Raw genomic sequence first — 246 nt, 5'->3', positions numbered from 1 at the left:
CCTCCGGAAATGCTTGGCAGCGGTGAACATTACGCACTGGAAGTCAAAGGCGACTCGATGATCGAGGCCGGTATTCTTGATGGGGATACGGTGATTATCCGTCGTGGTGACACAGCCAATGCCGGTGAAATTGTCGTGGCTCTGGTCGATGATGAAGAAGCGACACTGAAACGTTTCCGCCGCAAAGGTGCCTCTGTTGCACTGGAAGCTGCAAACCCTGCTTATGAAACCCGTATTTTCGGACCA

Annotated in this window: 1 protein-coding gene; it reads left to right on the top strand. The window is 52.8% G+C overall.

All coding sequences use genetic code 11. The features are described 5' to 3' along the window. Positions 1-246: LexA family protein (locus HBA93_RS22710; protein ID WP_286202153.1), on the top strand; the 246-nt coding region annotated here is incomplete at both ends.

The sequence above is a fragment of the Ochrobactrum sp. SFR4 genome, from assembly GCF_019730395.1.
Lineage (GTDB): Bacteria > Pseudomonadota > Alphaproteobacteria > Rhizobiales > Rhizobiaceae > Pseudochrobactrum.
Note: the sequence above shows the minus strand (reverse complement) of the source record. Positions and strands in the feature narration are given on the sequence as shown.